Source organism: Mesorhizobium sp. RCAM 05104 (assembly GCF_059683645.1).
In genome coordinates this window covers 5,951,842-5,977,484 of the sequence record NZ_CM185033.1, presented here as the reverse complement: position 1 = coordinate 5,977,484, position 25,643 = coordinate 5,951,842, and the positions used below count along the sequence as shown (strand labels likewise).

The following is a 25,643-nucleotide window of genomic DNA, read 5'->3' as shown; positions in this document are numbered from 1 at the left end:
ATCGTGGGTCCGGCTCGGACTAGAGTCCGCCCATCAGGTCCTTTACCTTCTGGGCCGCGTCATTAGCTGCCTGATCGACGGTCATCGCTCCGGTCAGGGCATTCTGCAGCATGTCCGGGATGATGATGTTCATGATCTCGGGAGACTGCGGCAGCGCTGGGAACGGGATGCCGTAAGGCAGCATCGAGGTCGTGACATCAAGGAACTTGATGCTGTCCAGGCGTTCCTTCATCCACTTGGTCTTGAAGCCGTTGAGGTTGCCCGGGTTCGAGCCGGCGTAAGCCATCTTCAGCGACCATTCAGGGCTCGTCCACATGCAGATGATGGCCTTCGCAGCCGGCTCGTCCACCTTGCCGCCCTCGACATATTCGGGCTTCAGGATGTGAATGTTCGAGCCGCCGAAGACGACGGCGCGCTTGCCGTCGGGCCCGGTCGGAATCAGCCCGTAGCGCATGTTGTCGATGACGGTCTGCGCCTTGTCCTTGTCGGTGCCCGTCGCCTTCTTCTGCAGGTCGAGCATGACGTTGTAGTCGGACGGGTGCGAGATCATCATGCCGAGCTGGCCGGCGAGGAACAGGGGCTGGTTATCGGCCTGCTGGTTGGTGAGTGCCGAAACCGGAACCGACTTGTCGCGAACATACATGTCGTAGGAGGCTTGCAGCGCCGCCTTGCTCTGCGGACTATCGAGCTGAACCTCCTTGTAGGTCGGGCTCGCGGTGGCTTCGTCGAAGACGCCACCGCCATAGGCCCACAGCTGCGGCATGAAGCGGTACGGCGTGTTGCCGGCATTCTTGCGGGCCACGAGGCCGTAGCCGGCAATGCCGAGCTTGTCGTGGATCTGCTTGGAATACTTGACGACGTCGTCCCAGGTTGCCGGAGCCTTGTCCGGGTCGAGGCCCGCGCGCTTGAAGATGTCGGCGTTCCAGATGAACGCCATCGTCTCGTTGTTGGTCGGAATGCCGTAGCTTACCCCGTCCCAGGTCACGGCTTTCAAGGCGCCGGGCCAGAAGTCCTCGGTCGAATACCCCACGTCCTCGGGCTTCAGCGGCTGCAGATAGCCCTTTGCGGCGAACTCGGTACCCCCCAGGATTTGCAGGCGCACCGCCATCGGCGCGGCATTGCCCAGGAGCGCCGTGCGGAACTTGTCGAGAAGGTCGTTGTAGGTGAGCGCCTGTTCCTCGAGCTGGATGTTCGGATAGGTCTTGCGGAAGGTCTCGAAGAACTCCTTGTAATACTGGCGCAGGAGATCGGGGTCGCCTTCGAACACGCCCTGATACCAGAAAGTCAGCCGCCCCTTGTAGTCGAGCGGGGTGACCTTGCCGCAATCGGCCGCCGTATCAAAATCCTGTGTGCCCGCAATGGAGCGCACATATTCCGGCGACCACTTGCTCAAATCGACCGGCGCCGCACCCAGCGCCGACGCGGACATAAGCGATACCATTAAAGCAGCGGAGACAGTGCCGCGCAGGACGGCACCGCCGAGTGTAATCCTCGTCATAGGTATCCTCCAGGTTCTCTCCCATGCCGCTCTGCATCGAGGCGAGCGGTCCTTGCTTGTTCAACCGCGGGGACGCGTCTTTCTGCTCAACGTTCCTTTCGATGTATCCCTTCGATCACTTCGTACGTTTTCAGATCGTAGATTGCCTGTCAACGCGTTAGATCGTACATTGTTTGTGAAAACCGTGTGTGATATCGGGCAGAGTATGTATTAATTGGGGGAGCCGGGGCCTTGGCCGAAACAAGTTATTTTAAAGCCAAGCCACCGGCGGGGATTGACCCTATCGGGGCCTCCAGCGAGGGCGCCTCGCTTTATGAACGGATCAGGGAAGACATCATCGAGGGACGGCTCGCCGCCAACGAACGGCTTGTGGTCACCGACCTCGCCCGGCGTCACGGCACCTCGACCAACCCCGTCCGCGAGGCTCTGCAGTTGCTACGCGGAGAGGGCTTTGTCACCTTTGTCGCCAACCGCGGGGCGCGCGTCCGGCCCATAGATCAGGATTTTGTCCGGGATATCTACGAGATCGGTGTTCTGATCGAGCCGGCCCTGACGCGATGGTTCGTGAACATGGCCACCAGCGAGGACATCGCCGAACTCGAACGTCTCCAGGGCCTGATCGAAGAGAACAACTTCGCCGACACGTTCAGGCACAGCGAGCTGGATACCGCCTTCCACACGGTGATGTACCAGCGGCACTACAACCGCCATGCCGCCGAGCTTTGGTGGAAGCATCGCGAAGTGCTGCGAGCCGTGAGCCGTCGTTTCAATTTCACGCTCGCACGGCGTGCCGCGATCATGCGCGAGCACCGCGAACTCATCGCCCTCGTCAAGGCGGGAGAGGCAGACAAGGCCGCCGAACTCATTTCCCGTCATGTCGAGGGTTCCGGCCGGCATGTTCTCGAACAGATGCGCGCGCGCAACGCCGCTCGGGCCGGATAGAATTTCCCCTCAGGAACATCGTTAGCCTGACCATCAGATAAAGGTAGTTGAGAGATGAAAATCACGAGCATTCGGCCGTGGCTGATCAAATCCGATGCTTCTTATTGGGGAGAGTACCTGTTCGTCGAAGTGACGACCGATGAGGGGGTGAGTGGCTGGGGAGAGATCACCACCACCACCAAGCTCGCCAACCGTGCTCTCTGCACGATCCTGCGGCAGATCGGTGCCGCCGTGACCGGCGAGGATCCAGCGCGGATCGAGCATCTGTGGCACAAGATCTTCCGCAGCTTCACCTATATGGGCAGCCGCGGCGCCGCCGTCGAATGCGTGAGCGCCATCGATATAGCCCTCTGGGACATCCGCGGCAAAGTCCTCGGCCAGCCGATTTACGAGCTGCTGGGCGGACCGGTACGCGAGGAAATCGCGCTCTACACCCATCCCAACCAGGCCAAGTTCACCAGCAAGGAGGCTGTGGTCCGCGAAATCCTGGACATCGTCGAGTCCGGACACACCGCGCTCAAGTTCGATCCTTTCCCGCACCAGGGCCGCACCGCCGATGGCCTGTCCCGCGAACAGCGCGACGGCTATCTCGATGGCAGCATGACCCGCAAGGACGAGCGCGAGGCCGCCGAACTCACGGCGCTGATCCGCGAAACGGCGGGGCCCGATGTCGATATTCTCATCGATGCGCATGGCCGCTTCGACGTTCCCACCGCCATTCGCCTCTGCCGGAGCCTCGAGGAAGCCGGCCAGATCGACTGGTTCGAGGAGCCCTGCCCGCCCGAGAGCCTGAACGCCCTCAAGCAGGTTCGTGACAAGGTCAGTGCCCCGATCTCGTGGGGCGAACGCGGCCACACCAAGTGGGATTTCGTGCCGGTGCTCGAAAACAAGCTCGCCGACTACATCATGCCTGACGTCACCTGGACCGGCGGCATTACCGAACTCAAGAAGATTTCCGCCCTGTGCGAAGCCTACTACATCCCGGTTTCGCCGCATGACGCCGCGGGACCGATCAACGTGGTTGCGGGAGCGCAGGTGATGATGACCGTTCCCAACTTCTACAAACTCGAAACGTCGGAGTGGAACCTGGGCAAATACGATCACTTGATCGACACACCGCTCGACGTTTCGAACGGCAGCCTCAAGCTGACGTCGAAGCCTGGTCTCGGCGTTGAGATGAACCGCGAGTACCTGCAGGCCCACGAGATTGAGCTGGGCTAACAACGCTCTGCGCCGCCAGCGTGCGGGCGACAAGCCTCGCGACCAGAAGCCACCAGAAGGAGGATAGGTCATGCCAAAGACGGGTGGAGCCGACGCGGCGCTCAATCGGGTGAACACCAACTCCAAGCCCTCCCAGCTTCGCATCACCGACATGCGGGTAGCCGAGATCGTCGGCGCGCCGTTCACCTCGGCGCTGCTCAAGATCTACACCAACCAGGGCATCGTCGGGCTTGGCGAGGTGCGCGACGGCGCCAGCGCCACTTACGCGCTGATGCTGAAGAGCCGGCTGCTTGGCGAGAACCCTTGCGATATCGATCGCCTGTTTCGCCGCATCAAGCAGTTCGGCGGGCACGGCCGGCAAGGCGGCGGCGTCTCGGCGGTCGAGATCGCGCTGTGGGATCTCGCCGGCAAGGCTTATGGCGTCCCTGTCTACCAGATGCTCGGCGGCAAGTTTCGCGATCGCGTGCGCGTCTATTGCGATACCGACGCCGAGAAACCGAGCGGCACCGAAACCGGAAAGCGCCTCAAGGAGCGCATGAACCGCGGTTTCACCTTCCTCAAGATGGACCTGGGCTTGATGCAGATCGCCCATGTCCCGGGCGCCGTGGTCGCGCCCGCCGGCGTGCTCGAAGGGTTTCACGCCAATCCACGTGGCCGTGGCGGCACGCTCGACGAGCGCAAGGCTCGCAATCTCGCTTACGATGCGCAGAACGTGCAGCACCCGTTCACGGGCCTGCATTTCACCGAAAAGGGGATCGACCTGCTCGAGCAGTATATCCACGAGGTTCGCGAGGTCATCGGATACGAGGTCCCGCTCGCCATCGACCATGTCGGCCACATCTCGCTGCAGGACGGCATACGCCTGTCGCGCCGTATCGAGAAATACGTCCCTGCCTGGCTCGAGGATGTGATTCCCTGGCAATACACCGAGCAGTACCGACAGCTGCAGGACGCCACCACGGTGCCGATCTGCACCGGCGAGGACATCTACCTCAAGGAGGGGTTCGAGCCTCTGCTCAGGAGCGGCGGCCTCTCCGTCATCCACCCGGACCTGCTCACCAGCGGCGGCATCCTCGAGACCAAGAAGATCGGCGATATGGCGCAGGACCACGGCGTCGCCATGGCGATCCACATGGCAGAAAGCCCGATCGCCGCAATGGCCGCCGCACATGTCGCCACCGCGACCGAAAACTTCATGGCGCTCGAATACCACTCCGCCGATGTCGACTGGTGGGACGATATCGTCACCGGCCTGCCCAAGCCGCTCGTTAAGGACGGCTTTATCACTGTTCCGGACAAGCCGGGCCTGGGGATTGACGACGTCGTCGACGAGGTAATCTCGCTGCACCTGCAACCGGGTGTCACGGGGATATGGCAATCCACCGAGCATTGGGACAATGAATATAGCTGGGACCGGACCTGGAGTTAGCCCAGACCCCCTTCCCTCATTTCCTCAGGCACACAGGGCCAACGACCGAGCATTCGTGTCGACCTCTCCCAAGGGAGAGGCAAAGAAAGAAACGGACGAAACCATGATCTACGAACTGCGTATCTATGACTGCCTGCCGGGCAGGCTGCCGGCTTTGCTCAAGCGCTTTTCCGACCAGACGCTGGCCATCTGGGAGAGGCATGGCATCCGCCAAGCCGGGTTCTTCACCACGACGATCGGCGAAAACAGCAATCGCCTCACCTATTTCCTCGCCTGGGAATCGCTGGCCGAGCGTGAGGCGAAATGGGCGGCCTTCGTCACCGATCCGGCATGGCACAGGGCCCGGGACGAGTCTGAGCGCGACGGGCAGATCATTGCCAATATCAGCAGCCAGCTGCTCACGCCGACAGCTTTCTCGTCTGTGAAATAGGACCGCGCCATGAGGATCACCGACCTCCGCTGCGCCGTCATCGGCAAGCATCCCATCGTCCGCATCGTTACCGACGAGGGCCTTTATGGCCTTGGGGAAGTCGAGTTCACCAAGACCTACCTCAAGCCCTTCGTGCTGCATTTCCGCGAGGCGCTGATCGGCGAGGATCCGACCGACGTCGAGCGGGTCATGCTGAAGATCCGCCAGCGCGGTTCGTTCAAGCCCTATGGCGCCGCCGTCTCCGCCATCGAGCATGCCTTGTGGGACATCGCCGGCAAGGCGGCGGGCGTTCCGGCCTACAAACTGCTCGGCGGCAAGGTGCGCGACAAGGTCCGCGTCTACAATGGCTCGATCCGCCAGAAGCGCACGGGCGACCGGCCGGAGGATTATGCCGCCGACGTCAAATGGATGATGGAGCAGCCGCAGAACTTCTTCATGGTCAAGCAAGGAATCTCGTTCCACTCCAACATGAAGGACAGCATCGACGGCTTCCACTACGGCGTGACGCAGAAGAAGGCCGGCTATCACGGTGCCATGGATCAGGGCGTGATCAGCGAGCGCGGCTTCAATCACATGCTCGACTGCGTGATCGCGATGAAGGAAGTGCTGGGGGACAAGGTCAGCCTGGCGCTCGACTGCGGCCCGGGCTGGATGCTGCCCGATGCGATCAAGTTCGCTCGCGCGGTCGAGAAGTACAATCTGATGTGGCTGGAGGACATGCTGACCGGCGACTATGTGCCGTGGGTCAATCCGCAGGCCTACCGGGAACTGACCACCTCCACCTCGACGCCAATCCACACCGGCGAGCAGATCTACCTGCGGCACAATTTCAAGGAGCTGATCGAGACGCAGGCGGTGCGCGTCATCGGCCCCGATCCCGCCGATATTGGTGGCATCGCCGAGCTCAAATGGGTCGCCGAGCATGCCTACATGCACTCGATCCTGATGGCGCCGCACGGCACCGCGAATGGCCTGCTCGGCCTCGGCGCGCTGATCAATGTCTGCGCCACCTTGCCCGCCAACTACGTCGCCTTCGAATACCCGAGCGCCTCCGACCCCTGGTGGGAGGACCTCGTAATCGGCCTGCCCTCCCAGATCGTGAAGGACAGCATGGTGGACCTGCTGGAGGCGCCGGGGCTTGGCCTCGATATCGACGCCGAAGCCGCCAGGAAGTATCTCAGGGAAGAGGATGCGGGCTTCTTCGACTGAACCATTCCTCCTTCGCCACCCAGCACCCTGGTATCCGCAATGACCGCTTCGGATCATTCACGGCTATGCAAGCGGGGTGCCTCAACGTCCGCTTCAGACAATTTGCATCTTGAAGCTGACGGTCTGCACTCGGCCCCAATGATGCCGGCGGCAATGCGTCTCAAGTCCGACATTCGGTTGAACTTTGATCGCGCCCAGAAGCGAACGCTCCGCGATTGCCGCGGAATGACGGTCTATGGGGTAAAGACGGAAACTCGCCGCCAATTATGGGGGCGGCTCGCACGATACGGTGATCTGAAGGTCATATACCCCGTCATCGTCGTCATCGTCGTCTTCAGCCGGGTTGAAGACCAGGGAAAGCTGAACTGTGAGACTGGCGCCTATTCCCTCCAGAACTTTATCCGTGTTGGCCAGCATGTCGAAGGAAGGTATCTGGATGGACGTCCGGTCAGCCGGGCTGAGGTCGTCCAGTTCGACCAACTCGAATTCAGCCGAATCGATGTACCGAACCATGTTGATCTGAGGCAGATCGCGGAACGAATCGTCGTCGAACTCCAATTCGTCGCTGTTTGGGATATGAACGCGAAGCTGACCACCAACGCTGACATTGATCTGGATGTCATCGGAACCAGCCTCGCTTCCCAGGAAGCCGTCCGTCTCGTCGCGGCAGAAAAGGCGCGCCATCGTCCGGGCGCGGGAGCCGGCGTTGTTCGGGTTGCCGTAGAGGTAGCTGACGTTCGACTTCAGCGTGATGGTGAAGCGCTCTGCAGTAAAGCTTGGATCGTGACGTTGCGCCAGAAAATAGCCGTTCAGCGGGCGGTCATAGCCTACCTGCGAGACGACAGCAGGGCCGGCATCCACTTTGTCCAATAGAGCCAAGTCGGTCGATCCGGGCTTGGAAGCGACCACGAGCAGGCCGAATGCATCCATGTCCGAATTGCTTATAGATATGGTCGAGTTGGCGTTCAGGCTGCCATCCGGCTCGGTGTCTAGCGCCGCGCAGAACCAGACGGTGTCCATCTCATCGAAATCGGGCGTGGACGGGTCATTTAGCGAGTGCGGTGCACCGACCTTGGCTTGGGCAACAAACGGCACGTTGCGCTGCAAGGGAATGGCGTCCAGGCGGCTCGTGCCAGCATAGCGATGGACCCGCACCCTGTAGCGTCGTTCGCCGCGCCGACTTGGATGGGCGATGCGGATGAGGAAGGGAGCAAGTGGCAATGCGAAGCGCGTCATCTTTTCCTGGCGCGGCCCGCCTTCGTCCTGGATGCTGAATGGTTTCACCGGAACCGAAAGATTGTCGGCGGTGAAGATGTCCATCCTCACGTCGGGGCCGCCGAGCGTAAGGTCGATCGCATAGCCGCCGGGATCCTTGATGCAGATCCAGTGCATCTGGCCTTCAACGAGGAAGCCGTTGAATATCTTGTCGCCGCTTCCGATCGGCATGTTGATCTGCTCGGACGTGGCTATCGACGCGAAGGGTCGGTCAAGGTCGAGATCGATGCGGACCGGAAGATGGTCGCTAACATAGGACGTCGGATTCGTCGCGTCTGTCGCAATGTCATAGGCGATGCACATATGCTGCATCGCCCGCCGTCCGTTCAGTGGGCCACGGCCGCGCAACGCGTAGTCGAGCCGCTGGTTGTGCACCGTCATTCCCCGGTCGAACCAATCAGGCAAAGTCAGCATGCCGAGGCGCACGTCGCCCGGCGACTGTTCGTGCATCCACGAGTCGTGCAGCACCTTCGTGAAAGGGGCGCCGGGCGTGTTGAAGCGTTCGGTCCACTCCTGCCGGAAACCAGTGGTCGGATGGCTCATACCGTCGATGTTGAGATCGCCGCACATCAGGATCTCGGCATCCTCGACGTTGCCCGTCATTGTTTTGATGAGATCGAAGGCCTGGTTTAGCTGCTTGCGGCGTATGTCCTTGTGTGCCTCGACATTGTCGGTCGCGTCGGCCTGTGTGTGGCTGTTCAGCAGATGGAATGCCTTCCCATCCTGCACGAGCTTGGCGTACAGCACTCCCTTGGAGGCGGCGGAATCGTCCCAAACCGAGTCTTCGTATTCCACGAACGCGACGATGGGGATCTTGTCCTGTCCAACAATATCCTGCAACTCGGCTGGGACCGGTATGCCGTCGAACGGAATGCGGCTGAAAATCATCAGACCCGAGTCTTCGAACTTGCTGAAAGGGATAAGGATCAGTCCGATGACGCCTGCGACAATCGACAGCGCGGCGCCGCCGGGAATGGTCGCCGCATAGCCGGCAACACCCAAAAGCGTCGCGCACACGGTTGAAACCGAGTCACCTTGCGCCTTCTCGACGCGGAACGGGTATTTGCCCTTGAGATGCGAGATCAACGCATCGCGTCCGTCCTCGTCGAATACTTCCTGGAAGCACAAGACGTCGTAGTCCCACTCGCTGCCGAGAACCCTCTTCGAAATTAGCTTGGCGCGGTCCTCGACGTTCTCGTATGGCGTCAGGGATCCTTGCGCGCCGGCTTCCATGGCCCACGACCGCATCTGGACATTGTAGGTCAGAACTCTGATCGACGCGCTCATCTTGTCCTCAAGGCAGCTGGCAGAGGGCGGTTGGCCGGCGAATGCCGACTTGATCGAGCCTGGCATCGAGGGACACATTCCAGCCCGAGGCGTCGCGAACAACAGAGCAGAGCGCAAGCGTAGGAAGGCAGAATGCAGCCAAGGAATCCGCGCTTGTCACGGCAAGTGCCGCCGGATAGCGCAAGACATCCCCGAGGATCGTCTCCGTGATCCCGCCTGACGGCGAGGCCATGATGGATAGTCCTTCGCGTGTCAGGTCTCCCACAATGATCGTACCGTCGGGCAGCACGGCGACCGCGGCGGGATTTCGGAACGTGCCCTGCGAACTCACATCCCAATGAGCATCGTCGAGCTGAGCAAGCTGCACGATACGCGCCGCCGCTGGATCCGCTACTACCAGCCCACCCGGTCCGTGCTGGATGCAGGCCGGACCTGCGAACCTGCCCGGCCCGACGGAGCCTGCGGCAATTTTCTGGCCGTAAGTCTGCCAACCGGTTCCGTCAAAGGCATCCATGGCGACTATTCGGAAATTGCCGGTATCGGCGACGAAAATCCGTCCCTCGTCGGAGACGGCAACTCCCATCGGGTTTTGAAACTGGCCAACCCCGGCACCCTGCGACCCGAAACTTTCCCAATTCGTGCCGTCTTCGGCGCAGGCGATGATCCGGCTTTGGTTGCGGTCGGCTGTCAACAACCGTCCGTCCGGAATGCGGGCCAAGCCATACGGAAGGCCGAAACCAGCGGGCGCCGGCACGTCAGCCGGGGGATCGGACGGATTCGCCTCGAGGATTGAAACTCCTCGCCTCAGGTCGGAAACAGCAAGTCTAGCCATCTCATAATCTCAGCCGCGGTTGTTCCAGCTGCCAGTCGATGACTCTCCAGCCCTGGTTGCCATTGAATACTGCAACCAGCAAGACACCGGTGTGAAACAGCTCACTGAGACAGGCGAGACTAAATGTGCGGCTGAAGCCGATCCCAGTCAATGATGATTGATGTCGGCGTCTTTAGGCCCTGCGTCTAGGCCCAGTTCACAGAGCCCGGTGCGCGCAGCTGGAGGTTAAGCCACGCGCGTGGTCGCTCCGAGCGTGGTCCAGCACTACTGCCACGCCAAGCATTCGCGTTGTTTGCTGAGCTTCAATGCCATCGAGCGTGTACTCGTCTCGAGCTATATACTCTGGTATGATTGCATCGCGAATAGTCCGGGACGCGATAATCCCGCTGGCACAAACACGATCATGCTTCACGTACTCCGAAAGGGGAAGATCATGTTCAGAATGCCGCTTTCCATTCTAATAGCTTGCTTTTCAATGATCTCTTGCATCGCGATGGCTCAAGACATCTCCAGCGAAGAGAAACTCACTGCCGAGGATATCGCCAAGGAGGGAATCACCAAGGAAAGACTGGCCCAGGACAACAAGCTCTTCATCACCCTCGCGACAAAATTTTTGCACTGGCAAGAACCGCAGGAGCCCTTTCACATTGCCGGGCCGCTTTATTTTGTCGGCACGCGCGGCCTGAGTTCGTTCCTTTTCGTAACGTCTCAGGGGGATATTCTGCTCAACACCGGCGATACCAAATCGGGCCCGATGATCGAGGCCTCCATCAAAAAGCTTGGCTTCAAGCCCGAAGACATCAAGATCATGATAAATGGTCACGGCCATTCGGATCACGCAGGCGGATTCGCCTACCTGAAGAAATTGTCCGATGCACAACTCGCGATCATGGAGCCAGACGTGGCAATGATCGAGGACGGCGGCAAGAGCGATTTTCACTACGGCAAGGACTGGGAAGTGATGGGACAGGACCCGGTCCACGTCGATCGCGTGTTACGTGACGGCGATCGGGTCAGCCTCGGCGACGTCACTTTGACTGGCTACAACACGCCCGGACATACCCGGGGATCGACGACTTGGATCACGCACGTCACAGAAGCAGGCAAGACTTATGAGGTTGTTTTTCCCGACGGAGGTGGCTTCAACCCCGGCTATCGTCTCGTCGGTCCGAAGGCCGATTACCCGGGAATTGCCGATGATTTCCGCCGCACGCATCATTTTCACGAGATGCTGAAACCAGACATCTGGTTTGGCTTCCATACCGAGTATTTCAACATGGAAGGCAAGCTCAAGCGCGCCGCCACCGAGGGAGTAAATGCCTGGGTGGATCCCGAAGGTTATCGCGAGTTTATCGCCAGCAAGAAGCGCGCATTTGAAGATGAGGTCGATTCGGAATTGGGAGTGGCGGTCACCAAAAAATAGGGTTCAACCCAAGTCAGCTGGCCGTTTTCGTCAGCTGCGAGTCGGGTCCACCGGCCGTCAAGGATAGAATGCGGCGGCCAAAGCCGCGGATGACCCATCTGCCGCTAGCAGGATGTCATGTTTCGACAGCTGTTGGCGTTTGGCTTACTTCGTTCAGGACGGGGCATCGAGGGAGAAAAGGACGTCTGGCTCGGTCGAGCAGTTTGTTGGCGGATCCGTTGCATGACCGAAAGAGGTCGTCAGCGGCACGGCTCCTTGTCGGTAACTTCGGCCCGGGAGCCGCCAGTCCACCTTCGTGCCCAAAGGCGACATCAGAACATCTGCTCGGTCAATGACCGCTCATGGCGCAATGCAGACTTCGGCGCTGCATTTGCCGTTTGGCTACAGCCACGGCTTGAGGGTATTTTCCTATTATCCCCTCACAGCGCCAAACTCCCCTGCTCCACCTCCCCCGCATTGGGGTCGCCCGGCGCGGTCGCCCAGGCGAGTTCCACCAGCGTCACGGTGCGCCTTCCGGTCCCGTCGAGCTGGCAGACGATCAGGCCCTGCTCCTCGATATAGGTCAAGAGGCGCCGGGCGCGGCGCAGCGAGTGCGAGCCATAGGCGCGGGCGATGGCGGCGTCGCTCGGGCATGGCCAGCCTTCCTTGGCCGCACGCGCGATCATCATGAACACGCCCTGCATGTCGTCGGGCAGCAGCGAGGCGCGCACCGATACGTCCTGCCAGGCGTCATCGCCCGCTGTCATGTCGGAGCCCAGCCCGGCGCGGGCGCGCGTCAGCATGCGGCGGAACTCCGGCAGGTCAGGCACCACCGAGGCCAAGCCCTCGATGCGGCAGCGGACCACGAACTCCTGGTAGAGCACGCCGATCACCCGAAAACCCGCGTCGGGCTGCGCCAGGATGGCGCGCAGGACACGGTCGACGCGCTCACGCCGCTCCGCCAGGTCCTCGGCGCTGATTTGCGGCTCCGCCGGTTCGGGGCGGATTTCCAGCGCCGCCGACTTCGCCGCCATCAGCTGATCGAGCAGGTCTGGCGAGGACCGGCGCTGCGCCCGCACGGTTTCGGGCGGCGGGGCGGCCAGGATGATCGCGCGCGCGTCCTCGAGCGCTGACTCCGGCATCGCCATCAGCCGCGGCGTGCCATTGCGCGGGCTTGTATCGGTCGGGCCGATGCGCAAGCCCAGTGGACGGCGCGACAGCGCCGGGCCGAGTGCCATGAACTGCCCGCGCTCCAGGTCACGAAACGCCTCCGCCTGCCGCCGCTCCATGCCCAGAAGGTCGGCCGCGCGCGCCATGTCGATGTCGAGGAAGGTGCGGCCCATGAGGAAATTGGACGCCTCGGCGGCGACATTCTTGGCGAGCTTGGCCAGCCGCTGGGTGGCGATGATGCCGGCAAGCCCGCGTTTGCGGCCACGGCACATCAGATTGGTCATGGCGCCGAGCGAGAGTTTGCGCGCTTCGTCCGAAACCTCGCCGGCCACCGCCGGCGCGAACAGCTGCGCCTCGTCCACCACCACCAGCATCGGGTACCAGTGGTCGCGCGCGACCTCGAACAGGCCGCCGAGGAAGGCGGCGGCGCGCCGCATCTGGTTCTCGGCGTCGAGCCCTTCGAGATTGAGCACGGTGGAGACGCGATGGATGCGCGCCCGCTCGCCGGCGCTCTGCAGGCCGCGCTCGGTATGCTCCTCGGCATCGATCACCAGATGGCCGTAACGGTCGCCCAGCGAGACGAAGTCACCTTCGGGGTCGATGATGGTCTGCTGCACCCAGGGGGCGCTCTGCTCCAGGAGCCGGCGCAAGAGATGCGATTTGCCGGATCCCGAATTCCCCTGCACCAGAAGCCGGGTCGCCAGCAGTTCCTCGAGATCCAGGGTCGCCGGGGCGCCGGCGGTCGTGTGTCCCATCTCGATCGCAACGGTCATGTCTCGACTCAAGGCTCCTTCGCCCACGGACTTATCAACCCCAGGATAGCCCGTCGAGCACCGATGCCCGCCTGCCCGGTGTTGCGCACAGCTGTGGATGACGCTGGCCTGGATAAGCGGCACGACCCGGAGACTGCTCGATTCAAGACGCTCGCGCCGCCCCTCATTGCCCTGCCGGGCATTTCTCCCCGTAAACGGGGAGAAAGAGGCTGGCCGTAGCGCCGGCACCATCTGCGACGCTGGTAATTGGCGAAACAATCGACGGGAGCCTCCCTCGCCCCGTTTACGGGGAGAGGATGCCGGCAGGCAGGTGAGGGGCTACTCCGGCTTCGGCAATTGCCGATTGCCCCTCAAACCACCTCGAACATCCGTCATTGAGCCGCCACTTTGTGCCGGTTAGCATGGGCTGGGCTTATCGGGGTTGGGCATGGCGGGCTGGCATCGCGTCACCGTTTTCGCGGCATTGCTGCTGATGCAGCTGCTGCTGGCATGGCCGGCGTCCGCTGAAGACGCCAGGCCGTTGCGCGGCGTGGCGCTGGTCATCGGCGAGTCCAGATACGAGTCCCTGCCCGCGCTTCCCAACCCGGCCAACGACGCGCGTGCCGTCGCCCAGTTGCTCGGCGGTCTCGGCTTCGAGGTCAGCTCGATCCCCGATGGCGACGGTCCTCGCCTGGCGCGTGGCCTGAAACACTTCGTCGAGGACGCGGCCGGCGCCGATGTCGCACTGCTCTATTATTCCGGCCATGGCATCGAGGCCGGCGGCGAGAACTATCTTGTCCCCGTCGAAGCGGACGCCTCCTCGCTTTCCGATCCGGCGAACCGGCTGGTTCCGGTCTCGGCCTTGCTAGCCCAGCTCAAGGCCAGCGTGCCCGTGGCGATCGTGCTGCTCGACGCCTGCCGCACCAATCCGTTTCCGCCGGGCGCGACGCTTGCCGCCCCGTCCGGCGCGTCACCCGTCGCCGCCGCAGGGCTCGATCTGGCGCGCGGCGCCGCACCGCTGGCCGATGCATCCGGCGCGCCGCAAAGCCTGGGCGAGGTGATCGGTTTCGCCGCCGAGCCCGGCCATGCGGCGCTCGATGGCGAGCCCGGCGGCAACAGCCCCTATGCCGCCGCCTTGCTGAAACATCTCGCCGCCGGCGGCTTCGCTTTCGGCGATGTCATGACCATGGTCGCCGAGGAGGTCTATGTGAAGACCGGCGGCCGGCAGTTGCCATGGACCAATGCCAGCCTGCGGCGCCTGCTCTATTTCGGCCAGGCGCCGGAAGAGACCGGCGGCGACGAGGCCTCGATCCGCTCCGAGCGGCGCAAGCTTCTGCTGACCATCGCCGCGACACCGGCCGAGCAGCGCTCCATGGTCGAGACCGTGGCGGCACAGAATGAAGTGCCGCTCGACCAGCTCTACGGCATGCTGGGCGCCCTGCGGGTCGACACATCGGCCGGACCCGGCGATCTGCAGGCGCAGCTCGCGGCGGGCGCGCAGAAGCTGCACGAAATCCTCACCCAGCACGACACCGAAACCAGGCAGGATCCGGAATTGATTCGGCTTTCCGGCCTTGCCGATCGTGCGCAATCGGAAGGCGCGATCCAGCTTGCGCTGACCTTCCGCGCCAGGGCCAGCTTCCGCGCCGAGGAGATCGACAAGCAGCTCGACGAGGCCGAGGCCAACATCAGGCAGCGACGGCTGGAACTGGCCGACACCTTCGCCGACCATGCCCGCACCGCAATCCTGAATTTCGACTATCGCACCGCCGCCCGGCGCTACGAGGACGCCTTCCGCCAGGCCGAGCGCTGGGATCCGAAGACCGCCTTCATCTACAAGATCTTCGAGGCCGACGCGCTGACCGACCAGGGCATGATCAAGGGCGAGAACGCGGCGCTGTCGGAGGCGGTCGACGTCTACGAAGCGGCCAAGCTGCTGCCCGGCGTCACCGTCTTCACCGGCGGCCCGGCGGGCGTCGCCATCAACGAGGGCATCACGCTGACGGCGCTCGCCGCGCGCGAAAACGGCACGGCGCGCGTCGAGCAGGCGATCAAGGTCTACGAGGACGCGCTTGATATCTTCACCCGCAAACGCACGCCGGTGCTGTGGGCCACCGTGCTGATCAATCTCGGCAACGCCTATGACCTGATGGGCCAGCGCGCCGGCGGCACGGCCTATTATGCCAAGGCCATGGAGGTCTTCCGTCAGGCGACGAAGGTCTACACGAAGAAGACCAATCCCGACGAATGGGCGGGACTGCAAAACAACATCGGCAACGAGTTCACCGCCCTTGGCGATGCCGGTGATGCCCGAAAGAACTACACTGCCGCGATCGAGGCCTTTCACGCCGCGCTCACCGTCTGGACCCGCGACAAGGTGCCGATGCAGTGGGCCATGGCACTGGGCAACCTCGCGGTCTCCTTGCAGAAGCTCGGCGACATCGCGGACGACACGGAGAAACTGGAAGCGTCGCGGGCCGCTTTTCAGGACGTACTGGAGTTCCGCACCCGGCAAACGCAGCCGGTCGACTGGGCCAACACGCAGAACAATCTCGGCTCCGTGCTCCTGTCGCTCGGCCAGCGCGGCAAGTGCCCCGACTGTTTCACGCAGGCCATCGCTGCCTTCGACAAGGCGCATGAGGTGATCACCCGCAAGCTGGATCCCTTCACCTGGGCGACCATCACCTACAACCAGGGCCGTGCCTACCGCTTCATCGGCGATACCGAAAACAGCGTGCCGCTCTACCGCAAGGCACTGGAACGGATGGACCTCGCGCTCACCGAACTGACGCGCGACAAGTCGCCGGTCATCTGGGGCAAGACCCATTCGGTGCGCGGTGAGATCCTGCTCGCCATCGGCACAAGAACGCACGACAGAGCGAGCCTGCTGGCGGCCCGCGACGCCTTCATCTCCGCCCGCGACATCTTCCGCGAGCAGCATTACTCATCCGGCTTCGAGGGCTTTTACCGGAAGGAACTCGACCTCGTGGAGCAGCAACTCGCCCAGGCGAAATGAACCGGACGGCAACGCCGGCCCGTGCAAGGCCTGTGGATAGTAACCAGATGTTTACCATGGGCCGGCGTTTCGATTGAAGGCATCCGGCATCCGCGTAGCCTGACCCTGCATCACCCCCCAATGTGATGCGTCCCCAACGCCCCCAATGGCGGCCGGCGCCTTCAAGTTCTCTCCATTCAGTATGCGCCGGTCGCCACCCCTGGTTCTTCTCGCGCGGCAACAGCCAGCTTCACGGTGCCTGTCGAGCCCCGGCGCTGGATCCGCCAACTGAAACCCGTCTGCTGGCGCAAAGCCGGGGTTGACCGGCCCGGATCGCGAGGCGACACTTCACCCGAAGAGCACTTCCGGGGATGCCCATGGCTGGCCTGGACTTGCCCGACGCGCAGGCGCGAGGAGGAATTGCGATGGACGAGCCCGAACGGTGGCGCCACATGTCGACGGCGCCGAGGGATGGCAGCCGCATCCTGGTCACGGTTCGTCCGTCCGAACAGGGGCCGGCGGAAGTCGATCTCGCCTACTGGTCGCGCGGCGACCAGTTCGCCAGCGAAGGCTGGCGCGCGTCGGATTCCTCACCCGGACGCGTCATCGAATACGCCGAACCGGAGCTGAAATGCTGGATGCCGCTGCCCACGGCCAACCTCAGCCGCGCCTCGATGCCGGCGCCCTGGGAAGGCGACGACGCCCAGCAACTCGACGGCTCGGGGATTTGAGGGGCCGCGAGGCCAACCGCCATGGCTGAAGATTAGCGAAAAGGACGAAGCGCCAATCTCCCCCACACGGGGGGATTGGCAGCTTCGCCGCCGGCTCGCCCTCAGAACAAGAACGAAGCCGTGGCGGGGTCCGCTCCGACGCGGCCGGTGGCTGAATCCATGCCGCGGATGAGCGCCAGGTCCTGCGCGTCCAGCTCGAAATCGAAGACGTCGAAATTGGCGGTGATACGATCCTGATGGATCGACTTTGGAATGACGATCAACCCTTGCTGAAGGTGCCAGCGGATGATCGTCTGCGCGACGGATTTGCCGTGTTTCCTGGCAATACCTGATAGGGTCGGGTCGCTCAGCAGCCGGCCGCTGCCCAGCGGGCTCCAGCTTTCGGTATGGATGCCGTGCCGGGCGTGGAACTCCCTGATGCCGCGCTGCTGGAACCGGGGATGCAGCTCGATCTGGTTGACGACGGGCGTGACGCCGGTCTCGCTGATGATCCGCTCCAGATGGTCCTGGTTGAAATTCGAAACACCGATCGACTTGATGCGACCGGCCTGCTTCAGCTCGATGAGGGTCTTCCACGCCTCGACATATTTGTCCTGGCTGGGCACCGGCCAGTGGATCAGGAACAGGTCGAGCTGCTCGATGCCGAGCTTTTTCATCGTCTCGTCGAAGGCCTTGCGAGCCGCATCGGGCTGGTGCGCGCCATTGCGCAGTTTCGAGGTGATGAACAGTTCGCCTCGCGGCACGCCGGCGGTCCGGATCGCCTCCCCGACCCCTTCCTCGTTCTGGTAGCCCTCGGCGGTGTCGATCAGGCGATAACCGGCCTCGATCCCCCAGCGCACCACCTGGGCGGTGATGGCTTGATCGACCTGCCAGACGCCAAGGCCGAGTTGAGGAATGGTGGCGCCGTCGTTCAACGCAATCTGTTCGGGCATGGTCAGGTCCTTCTGCAAAGATGTCTCGGGGCGCGGTCCGCCCGGTGCAGAACCTAACTAGGTGCGAGGTGGTCGGATGGCCAGCCATCGAGGGACATTTGTCGGCTGGCGATATGATGCAAGGTTGGCGTGGAGCACCAACCTTCGCCATTGTCACCGGCGCCTTGCCCTCACCTCGGCCGGCGCACCGCCCGCACCACCCCTACCGATCCGCCACCGCAGAAGAGCCGGTCGCCGCCGTCGGATTCCAGCCCCGAGACGCCCATGCCAGCCGGCATGTCCAGCGTCTCCAGAACCTTGCCGGTCTGCGGGTCGACGCGGCGCAGGTCGCTGTCATCGCCTTCCCAGGTGGCGTGCCACAGCTCGCCATCGACCCAGGTCACCCCGGTGACGAAACGATTGGATTCGATGGTGCGCAGGATTGCCCCGGTCTCGGGGTCGATCTGGTGGATCTTGCGCTCGCGGTACTGCCCCACCCACAGCGTCCCTTCGGCCCAGGTCAGCCCGGAGTCGCGGCCGCCGCCAGGTGCCGGGATCGTGGAAAGCACCTCGCCCGTGTCAGGATCAATCTTCTGGATGCGATCATTGGCGAGCTGGAAGAGATGCCTGCCATCATAGGCCGTGCCGGCGTGTGCTGCCACATCGATCGAGCGCAGCGACTGTCCGCTTGCGGGATCGAAGGCATTCAGCCTGTCACCCGAGGCAAACCAGACGTTCTTGCCATCAAAGCTTACGCCACCGACCCGCTCCACGCCGGGAAACGGTCCATACTCCCGCAGGATTTCGGCCGCTGAATGTTTCATGTCTTGATCCTCAAACCGTGTTGGTCGTGCCCCTTTCTAACCATTCGGCAGCGGTGCGGGGAGTAACAAGGTGGTCGTGAATCCCACCACCGGAGGCGTCATCCAGCGGCGCGCCCGCCCGTGGCCGAACGACTGCACCTTGCCGGTTTCGCAAAGCTGCTCGAGCGCCCGCTGCACGCTGCGCTGGCCGGTTCCAAGCGCCAGCGCCAGCGCCGAGCTCGACCAGGATTCACCATCGGCGAGCAAGGCGAGCACCGCCGCGTGCCGCTCTTCGATCGGCCGCGCCAGCACCGCCACCTCGCCAGCCTGGCGCGGCGCCAGCGCGAAGCCGCGCTTGGTCGCGCCGATGTCGGCCAACGTCCGCAACTCGGCGCGCAGCCTGCCGATCTCGACCCGCAACCTGGCGCGATGCGACTCATCGGCGTGCTTGCCGCCAAAGGCCCGCGCCACGAGTTCCTCTCTCGACACATCGCCCGGCCACGCTTCTGCGAGCGTGCGCGCCAGCGCGAACAGCACCGGGCGCGTTGCCAGTGAGATCATCGTTTCGCCGCTGCGCACGGCATAGCGAAAGCTATCGACGACCAACCCCGGCGACGCCTGCAGCGCCTCGACCTCCTCGAGCAGCAGCGGGCGCTGCTGGCCGCGCGCGATCAGCCGCGCCGCCGGCGTGTCCAGCGCCAGGAACGCACTGTCGACCTCCGCCATGAGGCCGGCAATGCCGGCCCGGCGGGCGGCGTGGCGTGCCCACTCCAGTGCCGTCCGCGCCGTCTTCGTCTTGAGCCGCCGCATCGCGATGCCGGCGACGGCCAGTTCGTGCGCGGCCCTCGAGGCCGGCGGAAGCGGCGCCGGATCGAGCCCGGCCAGCACGTGCTCGGCCTCGTCGAGCCGCCCGATCAAGAGCAGCCGCCGCACCTTGAGGTGGCCGGCATGCGCGGCGTTCAGCCGGTCGCCATGCTTTTCCAGCGTTGTCCGCGCCGCGTCGAGCGCCCTGGCCGGCCAGCCGAGGTCACGCGAGACCAGCGCGATCTCGGCCTCGGCGACGACGCATCTGGCGCGCGCCACCGCCTCTTTCGGGCCAAAGGCGCGCGCGGCCCGCCGCAGCAGCGCCTTGGCGCGTTCGAGGTCGCCGAGCTGCGCCATGGCGATGCCGCGCAGCGCCAGCGCCGGCGCATCGTCGCGCAAGGCGACGCGGTCGAGCGCGCCGAGCGGATCGCCCGCGGCCAGCGCCATGCCTGCCGCCGTGATCAGCGAGTCCATTCAAATCCCGTCACACTTGTAACTCCCACCCCCGCGCCGCGCCGCCCTAGCTTAAGCCAGCACCGTCAACCAGCAAGCCGTGCTGGCAACCGACGGCGCGCCAAAGGAGAAGAAGATGAATAGTTCAGCCGATCTGCCCCTCGACGCGACAATAGACGCGGCCAAGCACGCCGGGCGCCACCCCTGCTGCGGCGGGCCAGACGATTCAAATCCCGTCACACTTGTAACTCCCACCGAAGCACCTGACCGCCCTACCCTACCTCACGACCAGCAAGCAGCAACACGTCGCGACGGCGCGACGGCAAACTGACAAGGAGACGACCAATGACCAAGCACGTCACGATGAAGACCCCGCCGATCGTTTCACGGCAGGCGTGGGAGGCCGCGCGCGAAGAACTGCTCGTAAAGGAGAAGGCGACCCTGCGCGCCAAGGACGCGCTCGCCGCCGAGCGCCGGCGCATGCCATGGATGGAAGTTGACAAGGCCTATCTATTCGAGGGCCCCAATGGCAAGGCGAGCCTGCTCGACCTGTTCGAAGGCCGCCGCCAGTTGATCGTCTACCGCGCCTTCTTCGAACCCGGCGTGTATGGCTGGCCCGATCACGCCTGCCGCGGCTGCTCGCTCGGCGCCGACCAGGTCGGCCATCTCGCCCATCTCAACGCCCGCGACACCACGCTCGCCTACGCCTCGCGTGCCCCGCAGGCCGACATCGCGCGGTTGAAGAAGCGCATGGGCTGGGAGATGCCCTGGTACACCATCACCGACAGCTTCGACAAAGACTTCGGCGTCGACGAATGGCATGGCCACAACGTGTTCTTCCATGACGGCGACCGTATCTTCCGCACCTATTTCATCAACAGCCGCGGTGACGAGGCGATGGGCACGGTCTGGAGCTATCTCGACGCCACCCCGCTCGGCCGCCAGGAGCTCTGGGAGGACTCGCCCGAAGGCTATCCGCAGACCCCTCTCTACTCGTGGTGGAACTGGCACGACAATTACGACGCCGGACACGACAAGAAATGGGCCGAGGTGTCGGCTGCCGGCGAAGCCGCGTTCCGGGACAAGGGTGAGTAAGAAGGACTGGCTGCCTATCCAGCTTGGGTTCCTCGCCCCACGGAGTGGGGAGAGGTGGCTCGCGAAGCCGAGACGGAGAGGGGCCGCGCCCTACGAGAGCCCCCTCCGGCCGCTACGCGGCCACCTTGCCGGGGCGAGCCTCGGGTCTCGCCCGTCCTTTGGACCCCCCGCCTTTGGCAGTGGCGAGGAACCCTGGTTCTGACGGGTCGCAACCATCAAAGGAAAAAGACGATGAGCAATATCCACACAAGCGCCGGCGGCGCGACCCCTGAAAACACCGCCTTCGGCATCGCCGACTGGCTATGCCTCGCGGCGGCACCCACCTTCGCCGTGATGGCGCTGCTCTCCTGTCTTCAGGGTGGCGACGCCGCCATGCTGTGCATGGGCGCCAATGCCTCGCCGCTCACCGGCATGGCGGCGATGTATCTCCTGATGAGTGCCTTCCACCTGGCGCCCTGGCTGCGGGTGATGTCCGGCCGGCAATAGCGGCCGCGCCATCCGATCCGGAAACAATCCATCAGCAACAGCTAATTGACAGTCTGGAAGAAACGGCGCTGACTGGAACGCAGAGGTGGATCGCAGCATCAGGCGGGCGACATCGACCGCCGGCGTCACCTCGGGGAGGGTGCCATGCCAACTGTCATTGGCCATCACAACATCACGAAAGATAGCAAGCACTGGCTCGGTTCACCCAAGCGCAAGGAGCTTTTCGGCGCGCTTGGGATCACCAACATCCGCACGTTCGTCGATCCGCAGAACCCGAAACGGGTGGCCGTGATGATGGACGTTCCGGACATGGACAAGATGGCCGCGCTGATGCAGACCAAGGCAGCCGCCGACGCGATGGCCCACGATGGCGTGGTGCCGGAATCGCTGGTGATCCTGGTCGAAGAGAAGGGATAGCTGCTCCGGCTCGCTGTTCCCCGTTCGGCGGTGGACCTAATGCAGATGCCTGAGCTTGTCGGGATTGCGCATCACGTAGATTGCCGCGATCTTTCCGTTCTCGATTTCGAGCGCGGTCGTTTGCAGTTCGCCATCGGCTTCCAGCGTGATGAATCCGGGCAATCCGTTGACGAAACCAACACGGACGAGTTTTGAGCCGTTCTCCTGGAGCCAGGCCGCCACGCGCTCATATTGGGTCATGACGGCATCGTGGCCCAGGACCACTTCCATGGCTGCTGGACGCTTGCCGCCACCATCGGCATGGGCGCTGACATCGGCCGTCAACATCGCTCCGAGCGCCTTCATGTCGCCGCTGCGCGAGGCGGCGAAAAAGGCCTCGGCAAGCGCGAGGCCTTGCTGCTTTTCCGCCTTGAAACGAGGCCGCGCCTCGCGGACATGGGTGCGCGCGCGAGCAGCGAGCTGGCGACAGGCGGCGGGTTCGCGCTGGATGGCGGCCGCGACCTCCACAAATCCCAGCCCGAACACATCGTGCAGCAGGAAGGCCGCCCGCTCGAGCGGAGAAAGACGCTCCAGCACAAGCAGCAGCGGCAAGGTGACGTCTTCCTCGTCGTCCTCTTCCACGACGGGATCGGGAAGCCAGGGACCGACGTAGCTCTCGCGCTGGCGTCGAGCGGATTTGAGCTGGTCGAGGCAGAGCCGGGTGACCGTGCGGCGCAGGAACGCCTCGGGCTCGCGCACCTCGCCGCGGTCGGTCCTCATCCAGCGGATGAAGGCCTCGTGCACCATGTCTTCGGCGTCCGCCACGGAGCCGAGCATGCGGTAGGCAACACGCATGAGCTTTGGACGCAGCGGCTCGAAATTCGCTGCTGCGTCCTCGAATCCCGCATTCGCCGTCAAGCGGCGGCCGCCTTGGCAGCGGACCTTATCGCCGCCGGATCGGCCCAGCCACCGAAACCAACCGCGAGGCGGTTGTAGCCGTTGATAACGTTGATCATCAACGTCAGCTTGACCTGCTCTTCCGGCGTGAACTCGGCCTTCAGGGCTTCATAGGCACTTTCATGCGTATGTCCTTCGCAGAGCCGCGTCAGCGCCTCGGTCCAGCCGAGCGCGGCGCGTTCACGATCGGTATAGCAAGGGGCCTCGCGCCAGGCCGACAGCAAATAGATGCGCTGCTCGGTTTCTCCATCTTCGCGGGCAAACACGGTGTGCATGTTGAGGCAGTTGGCGCAGCCGTTGATCTGGGACGCGCGAGATCTTCACCAGTTCGCTCAGGCTGGGCTCGAGGCTTGAGGAAATGGCAAAGGATGCGCGTTGCCATTCCTTCATCAGCGAGGGGGCAGCGGCGAAGAGATCAAGTTTGGCGGTCATGATTGGCTTCCTTCTGTTGGTTCCGGCATCATGACGAGACAGCGTCCGCCAATGTGACATGCACACCAAGGTTTTTTGATGCGTGCCGCCCGGGAGGTTCAACGCCACGATTGCACGCGGCGATGCCTGCGACTGTCGCCTCATGCCTCGGCGCCGTGGGTCGCAAGCGCCTGCATGACGCTGGCTTCGAAGGCGCCAGGCACGCGTCCGGCCTCGGCCAGTTGCCGGGCATCCCACTGTCGCGCCACGCGGCCCTCGGCCAGAAGCAGGGCGCGGTTGCACAGGCCGGGCACGGCTTCCACGACATGGGTGGAGATGATGACGGCATGGCGGCTGCCCGCCGCAAGGGCCAGGACCATGCGCTTGACCTCGAAGGCCGCGAGCGGATCAAGGCCGTTCAGGGCTTCGTCGAGGATCAACAGCGGCGGCACGCCCAGCAGTGCCGCCGCGATGGCGATCTTGGCCCGCGTGCCCAGCGAATATTCGCCGATCGGCCGCTCCATCCAGCGCCCCAGCCCGAGCCGCATGGCGACGTCGGCGCCAGGCCAATCGTCCTCCGCACAGCCGCGGATCGATGCGACGAGCTGGAGATATTGCCGGCCGGTGAGCGCCGCCGGCAGGTCGGGCGGATCGATGGCGAGACCAAAACCGGCCTTGGCGCGTTCCGGCGCGCCGGTGAGATCGACGCCGTTGATCGCGACGCTCCCGGCAAGCAGGCGGATCTGACCGGTGACGGCTTTCAGCAAGGTGGATTTGCCAGATCCGTTGGCGCCGAGAAGGCCGAGGACGTCGCCCGGATTGAGCGTGATCTCGATGCCGCCAACAACCGGCCGACCGCCATAGCCGGCTCCGAGACCGCGAACAGCGAGGATCTCGGGCACATCGGCGGTACTATCCATGGCGATACCTGAGGCGCGCCCGGTGCCATAGCCACAGGACAAGGGCGGCAATGCCGATCAGCACGGTGCGCCCATATTCGAGCGACTCGTAGGTGGCGTAGGCGATGGCGCCGAGGAAGCTCAGCGCGGCGACGAACGGCGTGGTCATGAAATAGGCGGCAAAGACCGCGTAGGCGCCGTTCAGCGCCAGCAGCCATAAACCACTGGCAACCGGCAACGCCCATGCCGACGGCTCCGCCGCCAGGGCAGCACTCGCCGGCAGTGCGAAGAAGGCGACGGACAATTGCAGGGGCAGCCGTGCCAGGCGCAGCCAGGCCCTGGCGAAGCCAAGCGGAGCGGTGCGCAGCACAGGCGAGCCGAGCGGGTGGAAACGCGCGCTCAGCATGAACACGACAAGGCCGCCGGTTAGGGCGGCCATGGCTGCCGGGGCGGCGTTGCGGTGGATGAGGCTGGTCGCAGCGGCAAGGCCGGCGGCGACACCGAGCAGGACGGCAGCGCCGGTCAGGCGCCATGACGGCCGGATGCGGCCAGCAGGCAGGTTCCACGCCCAGCTCGAGAGCCAGGCGGGTGTCGAAAGATCGAAGGCACCGAGCCAAGGCCGGCGCCCACTCCCCTCGCCCGCCAAGGCCGCGGTATCGATGTAAATCATGTCGCGGCCCCAAAGCAGGCGCCATCTGGCCGCCGCGCCGAAACCGGCGGCAAACAGGATCGCGGCGCCAAAGCCCCAGACCGGCGCCAGCGGTTTTGCGATGACGGCACAGCCAAGCCCGACCGCCGCCGCGACCATCATCGCCAGCGGACCGCCGATGGCAAAAGCCGCAACCGCCGCCATGCGCCGGCGCGCTCCGAGCGACAGCGGCAATGCCCTCAGGAAGGGCGCGGAGGCGCGCGACAGGCAAAGGTCGGCAAGTGCGCTGCCCGCGAAACATCCCAGGCCAAGAAGTACCACGGGCAGGCCGAACATCCACAATGCCCACGCCTGCCGTAGCGTGGCCGCCGCCTTTTGCAGGGCGAGAACGATGTCGGCAATCGCGTAGACCAGCAGAGCGCCACCGCCCAGCCCGATCCAGGCAAGGTCGCGGCGACGCATCGAGCGCAAGCCAGCCAGCAGCTCGCGCCAGAGCAGGGTCAGGACAAGCCTGTCGTGCCGCATGGTTTCATCTTCGCGATCAGGCCTCGCAAGCCAGTTGGACACCCGACATAAGTCGGCGACGATTGTGCCACCAGTGGGGCC

At 63.8% G+C, this 25,643-nt stretch carries 21 protein-coding genes and 1 pseudogene; 11 read left to right on the top strand and 11 right to left on the bottom strand.

Going from position 1 to position 25,643, the window contains the following annotated elements:
• Positions 1-19: 19 nt before the first annotated feature.
• The gene (locus tag AC56QP_RS29250; RefSeq protein ID WP_489862324.1) at positions 20-1,498 is read right to left on the bottom strand and encodes an ABC transporter substrate-binding protein; all 1,479 of its coding nucleotides are present in this window, start codon (positions 1,496-1,498) and stop codon (positions 20-22) included.
• Between the two features lie 231 nt (positions 1,499-1,729).
• Here AC56QP_RS29250 and AC56QP_RS29245 point away from each other — a divergent pair, with 231 nt between their 5' ends.
• From AC56QP_RS29245 to AC56QP_RS29225, 5 genes are all read left to right on the top strand, one after another.
• Positions 1,730-2,440 (top strand): GntR family transcriptional regulator, encoded by a 711-nt coding sequence (locus AC56QP_RS29245; protein ID WP_489862325.1) that lies wholly within the window; start codon positions 1,730-1,732, stop codon positions 2,438-2,440.
• A gap of 54 nt (positions 2,441-2,494) precedes the next feature.
• Positions 2,495-3,661, top strand: a complete 1,167-nt coding sequence (locus tag AC56QP_RS29240) for a mandelate racemase/muconate lactonizing enzyme family protein (RefSeq protein WP_489862326.1) — start codon at positions 2,495-2,497, stop codon at positions 3,659-3,661.
• Between the two features lie 70 nt (positions 3,662-3,731).
• Positions 3,732-5,090 (top strand): mandelate racemase/muconate lactonizing enzyme family protein, encoded by a 1,359-nt coding sequence (locus tag AC56QP_RS29235; RefSeq protein ID WP_489862327.1) that lies wholly within the window; start codon positions 3,732-3,734, stop codon positions 5,088-5,090.
• Between the two features lie 103 nt (positions 5,091-5,193).
• Positions 5,194-5,520 carry an NIPSNAP family protein gene (locus tag AC56QP_RS29230; RefSeq protein ID WP_489862328.1) on the top strand — a complete coding sequence of 109 codons (327 nt, stop codon included), beginning with the start codon at positions 5,194-5,196 and terminating at the stop codon, positions 5,518-5,520.
• A 9-nt stretch (positions 5,521-5,529) separates the two neighbouring features.
• Entirely contained in the window at positions 5,530-6,729 is a 1,200-nt protein-coding gene (locus AC56QP_RS29225) for a mandelate racemase/muconate lactonizing enzyme family protein (RefSeq protein ID WP_489862329.1), read from the top strand.
• Between the two features lie 264 nt (positions 6,730-6,993).
• Here the strand turns inward: AC56QP_RS29225 and AC56QP_RS29220 are convergent, their stop codons facing one another.
• The gene (locus tag AC56QP_RS29220) at positions 6,994-9,291 is read right to left on the bottom strand and encodes an endonuclease/exonuclease/phosphatase family protein (RefSeq protein WP_489862330.1); all 2,298 of its coding nucleotides are present in this window, start codon (positions 9,289-9,291) and stop codon (positions 6,994-6,996) included.
• A 7-nt stretch (positions 9,292-9,298) separates the two neighbouring features.
• Positions 9,299-9,985: an NHL repeat-containing protein gene (locus AC56QP_RS29215; RefSeq protein ID WP_489862331.1), complete on the bottom strand. Its 687-nt coding sequence runs from the start codon at positions 9,983-9,985 to the stop codon at positions 9,299-9,301.
• A gap of 571 nt (positions 9,986-10,556) precedes the next feature.
• Between AC56QP_RS29215 and bla the strand changes: the two genes are divergently transcribed.
• Positions 10,557-11,546, top strand: a complete 990-nt coding sequence (gene bla, locus AC56QP_RS29210) for a subclass B3 metallo-beta-lactamase (RefSeq protein WP_489862332.1) — start codon at positions 10,557-10,559, stop codon at positions 11,544-11,546.
• Between the two features lie 419 nt (positions 11,547-11,965).
• Here the strand turns inward: bla and AC56QP_RS29205 are convergent, their stop codons facing one another.
• On the bottom strand, positions 11,966-13,468 hold the full coding sequence (locus tag AC56QP_RS29205) for a helicase HerA domain-containing protein (RefSeq protein ID WP_497100950.1): 1,503 nt from the start codon (positions 13,466-13,468) through the stop codon (positions 11,966-11,968).
• 427 nt (positions 13,469-13,895) lie between these two features.
• On the opposite strand from AC56QP_RS29205, the gene AC56QP_RS29200 reads away from it, so the two are divergent.
• Positions 13,896-16,463 (top strand): caspase family protein, encoded by a 2,568-nt coding sequence (locus AC56QP_RS29200; RefSeq protein WP_489862333.1) that lies wholly within the window; start codon positions 13,896-13,898, stop codon positions 16,461-16,463.
• A 404-nt stretch (positions 16,464-16,867) separates the two neighbouring features.
• Entirely contained in the window at positions 16,868-17,173 is a 306-nt protein-coding gene (locus AC56QP_RS29195) for a hypothetical protein (RefSeq protein WP_489863489.1), read from the top strand.
• Between the two features lie 101 nt (positions 17,174-17,274).
• Here the strand turns inward: AC56QP_RS29195 and AC56QP_RS29190 are convergent, their stop codons facing one another.
• The 3 genes from AC56QP_RS29190 to AC56QP_RS29180 all read right to left on the bottom strand — a co-directional run bounded on the left by AC56QP_RS29190 (position 17,275) and on the right by AC56QP_RS29180 (position 20,165).
• Entirely contained in the window at positions 17,275-18,105 is an 831-nt protein-coding gene (locus tag AC56QP_RS29190; protein WP_489862334.1) for an aldo/keto reductase, read from the bottom strand.
• A 170-nt stretch (positions 18,106-18,275) separates the two neighbouring features.
• Complete coding sequence (locus AC56QP_RS29185; protein ID WP_497100951.1) at positions 18,276-18,908, bottom strand: Vgb family protein; 633 nt, start codon at positions 18,906-18,908, stop codon at positions 18,276-18,278.
• A gap of 36 nt (positions 18,909-18,944) precedes the next feature.
• Positions 18,945-20,165 (bottom strand): helix-turn-helix domain-containing protein, encoded by a 1,221-nt coding sequence (locus tag AC56QP_RS29180; RefSeq protein ID WP_489862336.1) that lies wholly within the window; start codon positions 20,163-20,165, stop codon positions 18,945-18,947.
• A gap of 324 nt (positions 20,166-20,489) precedes the next feature.
• Between AC56QP_RS29180 and AC56QP_RS29175 the strand changes: the two genes are divergently transcribed.
• The 3 genes from AC56QP_RS29175 to AC56QP_RS29165 all read left to right on the top strand — a co-directional run bounded on the left by AC56QP_RS29175 (position 20,490) and on the right by AC56QP_RS29165 (position 22,142).
• The gene (locus AC56QP_RS29175; RefSeq protein ID WP_489862337.1) at positions 20,490-21,239 is read left to right on the top strand and encodes a DUF899 domain-containing protein; all 750 of its coding nucleotides are present in this window, start codon (positions 20,490-20,492) and stop codon (positions 21,237-21,239) included.
• Positions 21,240-21,470: 231 nt separating this feature from the next.
• Positions 21,471-21,725 carry a hypothetical protein gene (locus AC56QP_RS29170; RefSeq protein WP_489862338.1) on the top strand — a complete coding sequence of 85 codons (255 nt, stop codon included), beginning with the start codon at positions 21,471-21,473 and terminating at the stop codon, positions 21,723-21,725.
• A gap of 144 nt (positions 21,726-21,869) precedes the next feature.
• The gene (locus tag AC56QP_RS29165) at positions 21,870-22,142 is read left to right on the top strand and encodes a hypothetical protein (protein ID WP_489862339.1); all 273 of its coding nucleotides are present in this window, start codon (positions 21,870-21,872) and stop codon (positions 22,140-22,142) included.
• 36 nt (positions 22,143-22,178) lie between these two features.
• Here the strand turns inward: AC56QP_RS29165 and AC56QP_RS29160 are convergent, their stop codons facing one another.
• From AC56QP_RS29160 to AC56QP_RS29145, 4 genes and pseudogenes are all read right to left on the bottom strand, one after another.
• Complete coding sequence (locus AC56QP_RS29160) at positions 22,179-23,039, bottom strand: sigma-70 family RNA polymerase sigma factor (RefSeq protein ID WP_489862340.1); 861 nt, start codon at positions 23,037-23,039, stop codon at positions 22,179-22,181.
• Positions 23,036-23,510, bottom strand: a pseudogene (locus AC56QP_RS29155) (carboxymuconolactone decarboxylase family protein). The gene AC56QP_RS29160 and the pseudogene AC56QP_RS29155 overlap by 4 nt, the downstream one beginning before the upstream one ends.
• 140 nt (positions 23,511-23,650) lie before the next feature.
• Positions 23,651-24,409 (bottom strand): ATP-binding cassette domain-containing protein, encoded by a 759-nt coding sequence (locus AC56QP_RS29150; RefSeq protein ID WP_489862341.1) that lies wholly within the window; start codon positions 24,407-24,409, stop codon positions 23,651-23,653.
• Entirely contained in the window at positions 24,402-25,562 is a 1,161-nt protein-coding gene (locus AC56QP_RS29145; RefSeq protein ID WP_489862342.1) for a hypothetical protein, read from the bottom strand. Before AC56QP_RS29145 ends, AC56QP_RS29150 begins: the two co-directional genes overlap by 8 nt.
• Positions 25,563-25,643 lie beyond the last annotated feature (81 nt).

What these genes read in the sequence shown, in the direction of transcription:
- AC56QP_RS29145 (WP_489862342.1), bottom strand. Translation starts at nt 25,562, where the DNA reads ATGCGGCACGACAGGCTTGTCCTGACCCTGCTCTGGCGCGAGCTGCTG.
- AC56QP_RS29150 (WP_489862341.1), bottom strand. Translation starts at nt 24,409, where the DNA reads ATGGATAGTACCGCCGATGTGCCCGAGATCCTCGCTGTTCGCGGTCTC.
- AC56QP_RS29200 (WP_489862333.1), top strand. Translation starts at nt 13,896, where the DNA reads ATGGCGGGCTGGCATCGCGTCACCGTTTTCGCGGCATTGCTGCTGATG.
- AC56QP_RS29180 (WP_489862336.1), bottom strand. Translation starts at nt 20,165, where the DNA reads ATGGACTCGCTGATCACGGCGGCAGGCATGGCGCTGGCCGCGGGCGAT.
- AC56QP_RS29175 (WP_489862337.1), top strand. Translation starts at nt 20,490, where the DNA reads ATGACCAAGCACGTCACGATGAAGACCCCGCCGATCGTTTCACGGCAG.
- AC56QP_RS29190 (WP_489862334.1), bottom strand. Translation starts at nt 18,105, where the DNA reads ATGCCCGAACAGATTGCGTTGAACGACGGCGCCACCATTCCTCAACTC.
- AC56QP_RS29220 (WP_489862330.1), bottom strand. Translation starts at nt 9,291, where the DNA reads ATGAGCGCGTCGATCAGAGTTCTGACCTACAATGTCCAGATGCGGTCG.
- AC56QP_RS29235 (WP_489862327.1), top strand. Translation starts at nt 3,732, where the DNA reads ATGCCAAAGACGGGTGGAGCCGACGCGGCGCTCAATCGGGTGAACACC.
- AC56QP_RS29240 (WP_489862326.1), top strand. Translation starts at nt 2,495, where the DNA reads ATGAAAATCACGAGCATTCGGCCGTGGCTGATCAAATCCGATGCTTCT.
- AC56QP_RS29185 (WP_497100951.1), bottom strand. Translation starts at nt 18,908, where the DNA reads ATGAAACATTCAGCGGCCGAAATCCTGCGGGAGTATGGACCGTTTCCC.
- AC56QP_RS29205 (WP_497100950.1), bottom strand. Translation starts at nt 13,468, where the DNA reads ATGACCGTTGCGATCGAGATGGGACACACGACCGCCGGCGCCCCGGCG.
- AC56QP_RS29170 (WP_489862338.1), top strand. Translation starts at nt 21,471, where the DNA reads ATGAGCAATATCCACACAAGCGCCGGCGGCGCGACCCCTGAAAACACC.
- AC56QP_RS29225 (WP_489862329.1), top strand. Translation starts at nt 5,530, where the DNA reads ATGAGGATCACCGACCTCCGCTGCGCCGTCATCGGCAAGCATCCCATC.
- AC56QP_RS29195 (WP_489863489.1), top strand. Translation starts at nt 16,868, where the DNA reads ATGGACGAGCCCGAACGGTGGCGCCACATGTCGACGGCGCCGAGGGAT.
- AC56QP_RS29165 (WP_489862339.1), top strand. Translation starts at nt 21,870, where the DNA reads ATGCCAACTGTCATTGGCCATCACAACATCACGAAAGATAGCAAGCAC.
- bla (WP_489862332.1), top strand. Translation starts at nt 10,557, where the DNA reads ATGTTCAGAATGCCGCTTTCCATTCTAATAGCTTGCTTTTCAATGATC.
- AC56QP_RS29230 (WP_489862328.1), top strand. Translation starts at nt 5,194, where the DNA reads ATGATCTACGAACTGCGTATCTATGACTGCCTGCCGGGCAGGCTGCCG.
- AC56QP_RS29250 (WP_489862324.1), bottom strand. Translation starts at nt 1,498, where the DNA reads ATGACGAGGATTACACTCGGCGGTGCCGTCCTGCGCGGCACTGTCTCC.